Origin of the sequence: Roseicyclus sp. (assembly GCF_965662675.1) — a bacterium.
Lineage (GTDB): Bacteria > Pseudomonadota > Alphaproteobacteria > Rhodobacterales > Rhodobacteraceae > Roseicyclus.
The window spans coordinates 1-6,144 of sequence record NZ_CBFIIK010000138.1 but is presented as its reverse complement, the minus strand read 5'-3'; the positions used below and the strand labels follow the sequence as shown (position 1 = coordinate 6,144).

Annotated in this window: 6 protein-coding genes and 2 pseudogenes; 2 read left to right on the top strand and 6 right to left on the bottom strand. The window is 66.2% G+C overall.

What is annotated here, in order from left to right; translation table 11 throughout:
- Positions 1-236, bottom strand: a pseudogene (locus ACTG4J_RS14340) (xanthine dehydrogenase family protein molybdopterin-binding subunit); the annotation flags it as partial.
- Positions 237-334: 98 nt separating this feature from the next.
- Positions 335-820 carry a (2Fe-2S)-binding protein gene (locus ACTG4J_RS14335; protein WP_439140418.1) on the bottom strand — a complete coding sequence of 162 codons (486 nt, stop codon included), beginning with the start codon at positions 818-820 and terminating at the stop codon, positions 335-337.
- Between the two features lie 160 nt (positions 821-980).
- On the opposite strand from ACTG4J_RS14335, the gene ACTG4J_RS14330 reads away from it, so the two are divergent.
- Both ACTG4J_RS14330 and ACTG4J_RS14325 read left to right on the top strand, forming a co-directional pair.
- Positions 981-1,169 (top strand): hypothetical protein, encoded by a 189-nt coding sequence (locus ACTG4J_RS14330; protein ID WP_439140417.1) that lies wholly within the window; start codon positions 981-983, stop codon positions 1,167-1,169.
- A 15-nt stretch (positions 1,170-1,184) separates the two neighbouring features.
- Complete coding sequence (locus ACTG4J_RS14325; protein ID WP_439140416.1) at positions 1,185-1,490, top strand: GNAT family N-acetyltransferase; 306 nt, start codon at positions 1,185-1,187, stop codon at positions 1,488-1,490.
- A 28-nt stretch (positions 1,491-1,518) separates the two neighbouring features.
- Here the strand turns inward: ACTG4J_RS14325 and ACTG4J_RS14320 are convergent.
- The 4 genes and pseudogenes from ACTG4J_RS14320 to ACTG4J_RS14305 all read right to left on the bottom strand — a co-directional run bounded on the left by ACTG4J_RS14320 (position 1,519) and on the right by ACTG4J_RS14305 (position 5,760).
- Positions 1,519-2,479: pseudogene (locus tag ACTG4J_RS14320) on the bottom strand (molybdopterin-binding protein).
- Positions 2,476-3,444 (bottom strand): XdhC family protein, encoded by a 969-nt coding sequence (locus ACTG4J_RS14315; protein WP_439140415.1) that lies wholly within the window; start codon positions 3,442-3,444, stop codon positions 2,476-2,478. Before ACTG4J_RS14315 ends, ACTG4J_RS14320 begins: the two are co-directional and overlap by 4 nt.
- A gap of 147 nt (positions 3,445-3,591) precedes the next feature.
- Positions 3,592-4,842 carry a vWA domain-containing protein gene (locus ACTG4J_RS14310; protein ID WP_439140414.1) on the bottom strand — a complete coding sequence of 417 codons (1,251 nt, stop codon included), beginning with the start codon at positions 4,840-4,842 and terminating at the stop codon, positions 3,592-3,594.
- Between the two features lie 6 nt (positions 4,843-4,848).
- Positions 4,849-5,760 carry an AAA family ATPase gene (locus ACTG4J_RS14305; protein WP_439140419.1) on the bottom strand — a complete coding sequence of 304 codons (912 nt, stop codon included), beginning with the start codon at positions 5,758-5,760 and terminating at the stop codon, positions 4,849-4,851.
- Positions 5,761-6,144 lie beyond the last annotated feature (384 nt).

Sequence of the window (6,144 nt, the reverse complement as noted above, 5' to 3'; positions counted from 1 at the left end):
GGCCGCTTGGGTTCGCGCATGGGCGAGCCGTCGCGCGAATTGATCAGCCAGCCCGCGGGGTTGCCCCCCACCTCGGCGAAATCCTCGCCGGTGAAGATCGCCAAGACGCCCGGCATGGCCGCGGCGGCGGATGTATCGATCGACACGATGCGCCCATGCGCCACATTCGCGCGCACCATCACCGCATGCACCTGTCCCTGCAGGGCCAGATCGTCGGTATAGGCCCCCCGGCCTGTCGTGTCGCACGCGGTTGAGGGGTGGGGCCGCGACGGCCCCTGTCATTGTCCGAATTCCCGGATCGCGCGGCCCGCCTCCCCGCGGGCTGCGCGCCTCATCACTCCGCCGCGATGGACGAAACATCCTGACCGCTGGCGGCCATGATCGCTTTCACGATGTTATGATATCCCGTGCAGCGGCAGATATTGCCTTCCAGATGGGCGCGGATCTCACCCTCGGAGGGCTTGGCGTTCTCTTTCAACAGCGCCGCCGCCGACATCACCATGCCCGGCGTGCAAAATCCGCATTGCAGCCCGTGATGATCCTGAAACGCCTGCTGGATCACCGAAAGTGAGCCATCGGCATTGGCCATGCCCTCGATCGTGCGCACATCCGCCCCGTCCAGATCGGCGGCAAGCGCCGTGCAGCTCTTGATCGCATTGCCGTTCACATGCACCACGCATGCCCCGCACTGGCTGGTGTCGCAACCGACATGCGTGCCCGTCAGGCGCAGGTCTTCGCGCAAGAAATCCACCAGCAAGGTGCGACCTTCCACCTCGCCGGAAACGGATTTGCCGTTTACCGTCATCGTCACCTGGGTCATCAATTCCTCCCTTGGTTATGGCGCCATCCAAGCACGGAACCGCGCATATGCAAACGGGAAATTTCCGGGTCTTCGCGCAAGACCCTTCGCGCGGCGATGATTGCCCGATCAAGGCCCGACGGCTATGGCGGATCGACACCAAGACAGCGGGGCACATGGGATGACCGCCAATCTGCCAGCGCTGCATATCCGTGACAGCTTTGTCGATCAGCAGGCGCGCATCATCGCCATGTTTGGCAATGTTTTCGCCGCCGCCGAAAGTCTGCAAGAAGGGCAAGCCATCGCAGCGCGCGTCACAGCCATGGCAGCGCTTGGCCCAGATGCCGGGTTGCGCCCCTTTGCCGCGTAGCATGCCGAAAGACCCGTGGGCGCGGTCGTTTTCTCGCCCCTGCGCGATGCGCAGGCGGCCCATCGGATCATGCTGCTCTCGCCCATGGCAGGCGCGACCGCGCAACAAGGTAAGGGAATCGGCCAAGCCCTGATCCGTCATGCACTGGCGCGGCTTGCCGCTGAGGGCACCCAGATCGCCGTGACCTATGGCGATCCGGCATTCTATGGGCGCACGGGCTTTTGCGCTGTCCCAGCACATGGGCTGGGTCGCCCAAAGCCTGAGCGACGCGGCCTTGCCACGCATCCAAGGCCCGCTTTCTTGCATCGTCCCGCGCGATGATCCGACATTCTGGTAGGCGGAATTTCACCTAGCCGCGCGGGCGCTGTTCCCTTGGCTGGGGCCGGGTCGGGATTTCCTTCAGCAACCCCCCAACCCCCATCGCCGCGATATCGTCACCCGTCACCACGACACCGCAGGCCAAGCGCTCCAACACCCAATCCGCCCCGTTGAGCGCCGGGCTGCGCGCGCATCCCGGAAGGCCGATGACAGGTCGCGCCCCCAAGCACCTCGCCGCCCGCCGCGACCAAACCCGCAGGCATCACATCTCCGACATCGGACGTCGCAGAGCCGGTGAGCACCAAGATCATCCCCGCCGCCGATTCCGCGATAGCCGCCGCGATGGCCGCGGCGCGATGCGGCACGATCCGTGTCTGCCCCTCGGCCAGCCCCAGCCGCGCGACCCGCGCCCAGACCGCGCGCACCCCCTTGTCGTCATCGCCGCCTGCATCGGCCCGGATTTGCGTAACGATCAGATCGACACGCCCCACCGCCGGCGACAGACGCCGCATCGCCCCGGCGGCAAAGCCGCAGGCCTGCGCCAGCGCGTCACCCGGCACCGCATAGGCGATGATCTTGACCGTCCCCACCATCATCCCCGCCGCGACCCGCTGATAGGGCGGCAGCGTGGCCAGCGTGATCATCGGGTCGATCGCGTTGAGCCGCGCAATCGCCGCCCCGTCCAGCGCCAAGACCCCCGGCCCCGTCGCGCGGATATTCACCCGCCCGGTAAAGGCCTTGTCGCAGACCAGCCCTTGGCCCGCCGGATCGGGCACCAAGGCGGCCGCCAAACGCAGGGCCGCCGCATCCTCGGCCACATCGCCAGGATCGGGGCGCGCCACGATCACCTCCGCGAGCCCCGCCTGCGCCAGCCGCGCCAGATCGGCCGCGTCCAATACCCGCCCCTTGCGCAGCTTGCCATCGTCCAACGCGAGTCCATGGGCCAGGATCGCCCCCTCGGCCTGTGCCAAAGCGACCGGCCCGAACCTCATCCGCGGCGAAGCCTCTGGGTGATCTCGGCCAGCACCGAGACCGCGATCTCGCCCGGTCCCCGCGCCCCGATATCAAGGCCCACCGGCGCATGGATGCGCGCGATCTGATCCGCCCCATATCCCGCCGCCTCCAGCCTTGCGGCACGCTTGGCATGCGTGCGCCCCGACCCAAGGCAGCCAAGATAGTAGATATCGCTGCCCAAGGCCGCCATGATCGCGGGATCGTCAAGCTTGGGATCATGGGTCAAGGTCACGACCGCGCTGCGCGCATCGAGGCCCAGCGCCGCCAAAGCCTCGTCCGGCCAGTCCTCGACCAAGGCCACATCGGGAAAGCGGGCCGCCGAGCCGAAGGCCGGGCGCGGGTCGATCACGGTCACATCATGGCCCGCGATCTGCGCCATCGGGACCAGCGCTTGGGCGATATGCACCGCCCCCACCACGAAAAGCCGCAGGGGCGGGTTATGGATATGGATGAAATGCCGCCCATCCTCCTCCAGTCCCGAGCGATCCATCCGAAACCGCTCCGGATAAGCCGTGGCATCCACCAAGCGGCGCGCAGAACTCTCAAGATCCACGACCAAGGCTACAGGGCGACGCGCGGCGCGCGCGGCCACCAGATCGGCCAACAGATCCACGGGCAAAACCCCGCCCACAGGCTCCACCAAGATCCGAATCCGACCGCCGCAGGCCAGCCCCACGGCAAAGGCCTCGTCATCGCTGACACCGAATTCCATCAGCCGCGCCTGCCCCGTCTCCAGCGCCTCGGTCGCGGCCAGGACAACCGCGCCCTCGACGCACCCCCCCGAGACCGAGCCCGACATCTCGCCCGCGCCAGATACCACCATTTGCGCGCCAACCTGCCGCGGCGCCGAGCCCCAGGTTTCGACGACCGTCGCGATCACGGCCCCTTGGCCCGCCTGCACCAAACCCAGCGCGCGCTCGGGAATATTTTCCAGATCCAACATGAAGATCCCCCTCTGCCCCCAGCCTAGCGCGCCAAGGCGCGACCGCAATCACCATCTTTGCTTCCCAAATACTCCGGGGGGGCGCCAAGGGCGACGGGGGCAGCGCCCCCTGAAACAAAAGCCGCGCGCGGCACGCGCACCGTTGGATCACGCCGTCAGCATCCGCATCAGCCGTGCCTTTTCACCCATGTCATCGGGGCGCGACAGCGCCTCGGCCAGCCCCGCAAGCGCCGCGATATTGTGGCCCGCCCGAAAGCTGTCGACATGGGGCAGCATGGCACGGATACCCGCCGCCTTCGGCGCGAAGCCGTCCCAGCGCAGCAGCGGATTGACCCAGATCACCCGCCGTGCCGACAGCTGCAGCCGCGCCATTGCCGCCGACAACGCCTCGGGCGCATCGCGGTCCAGCCCGTCGGTGATGATCAACACCACAGCCCCTTGCCCCATGATGCGGCGCGACCAATCGCGGTTGAAGGTCTCGAGGCAGGCCCCGATCCGTGTGCCGCCATCCCAATCCTGCGCCTCGGCCCCCGCCGCGGCCAGCGCCGCATCCACATCGCGCGCGGTCAGGTGGCGGCTGATATTGGTCAACCGCGTGCCAAAGGTGAAACCATGCACCTTGGCCCAACCCGCCCCTTTCTGATTGGCCACGGCATGCAAGAAATGCAGCACCGCCCGCGAATAGGACGACATCGAGCCCGAGATATCGCAAAGCGCCACCAGCGCGGGCCAGCGGATGCGCGGCGATTTGCGCGCCAGCCGCATGACCTCGCCCCCCTGCCCGGCGGCCATGCGCATGGTGCGGCGCCAATCCACCAAAGGCCCGCGCATCGCGGCTTGGCTGCGGCGGCTCATCAAGGGCGGCACGCTGAACTGCAACCGCGCCAAGATCCGCTTGGCCTCGGCCATCTCGGCCACTGACATCTGTTCGAAATCCAGCGTCTTCAGCCGCTCCTCGGCACTCATCGTCAGCGATGCGTCGATCTCGATCTCCGTCGCCTCGCCCTCGGGCAGCTGTGGCAGATCACGCGCCACCCCATGCAACAAGGCCTCGGCCGCGCGTTTCTCGGCCGCGCGCGCCACGCGCTCCTCGGCCACACCGCGTAGCTGTGGCGTCAAGAGCGACATCATGTGTTCAAGGAACTGCGGATCGCGCCAATAAAGCCGAAAGACCTGGTCGAAGACATCGCGATGTTCGGGCCGTGACACGAAACAGGCGCGCAGCGTGAAATAGAAATCCTCGCGCCTGTCGAACCGTGTGGCCGCCACCGCGCGTATGGCATCGGCCACACGCCCCGGCCCCGCCGGTAGACCCGCCACCCGCAACGCACGGGCGAAATGGGTGATATTGGTGACAAGCTTCGGCTTGTCGGGCAGCGTGAGATCGGCGTGTTCCATCACCCCCTACCCGATCGGCAAGGGCGCGTCGGCGGCGATCTTGTCCAAGATGCGCTTGGCCTCGGAACCTTCGAGCCGCTGGATATCGTCTTGATACTTCAAGATCGCTCCCAGCGTATCGGCGATCACCTCGGGGCTGAGCGCGATCACATCCAGTGCCAAAAGGCATTTCGCCCAATCGATGGTCTCGGCCACGCCGGGACGCTTGAACAGATCGGCCCCGCGCAATTCATGCACGAAGGCCACGATGGCCCGGCTCAGCTGGTCCGCGGCACCGGGGACGCGGGCGCGCAAGATCTCCAGCTCACGCGCCATATCGGGGTAATCGACCCAATGATACAGACACCGCCGTTTGAGCGCATCATGCACCTCGCGCGTGCGGTTCGAGGTCAGGATCACGATGGGCGGCTCGGGCGCCTTGATCGTGCCAAGTTCGGGGATGGTGACCTGGAAATCGCTCAGCGCCTCGAGCAAAAACGCCTCGAAGGGCTCATCGGTGCGGTCGATCTCGTCTATGAGCAAGACCGGCGCGCCGGCCGGATCGGGCCGCATCGCGCGCAGAAGCGGGCGCTCGATCAGGTAATCGGACGAGAACAATTCGGTCTTCAACGCCGCCCGGTCCGCCCCGCCTTGCGCCTCGGCGGCACGGATTGCGATCATCTGTGCCGCGAAATTCCATTCATAAACGGCGCTCGCCGCATCCAGCCCTTCGTAGCATTGCAGCCGGATCAAGGGCCTGCCCAAGGCCGCCGCGATCGCCTTGGCGATCTCGGTCTTGCCGGTGCCGGCCTCACCTTCCAAAAACAGCGGACGTCCCAGCTTGAGCGAAAGAAAGACGACCGTGGCAAGCCCGCGCCCACAGATGTAATCCTCACCCGCCAGCGCCTCTTGCACCGCCTCGATGGTCGCAAAACCCATGATGCTCTCCCCTTGCATCCCGGTGATGGTGCCCATCAACCCCGGCATCGCCCCAAGGGTCAAGGCCAACCGGCCCGCAAAGCGCGCTTGCGGCGCAATCGCAGGCGACATTGCCCATTGAAATGCCTGATCCTGATCGCAGCTTTGCCATAGTCTGCGACCATCAATGATCCAAAGACGGGCCACCACCCGGCACGGACCCTTGGACATCACTCAAGCAAGCGACGACACCATGACGACGATCGAACAAGACCAAAACGCCAAGACCGCAGCGGCCCAGAAACAGGTCGCTTGGCGCAACCGATTGGCGGGCATCGGCCGCGATCATGGTTTTTTCACACGGATCGGTGATGAGCACCTGACCCTTTTCGTACAAGAGGGCGA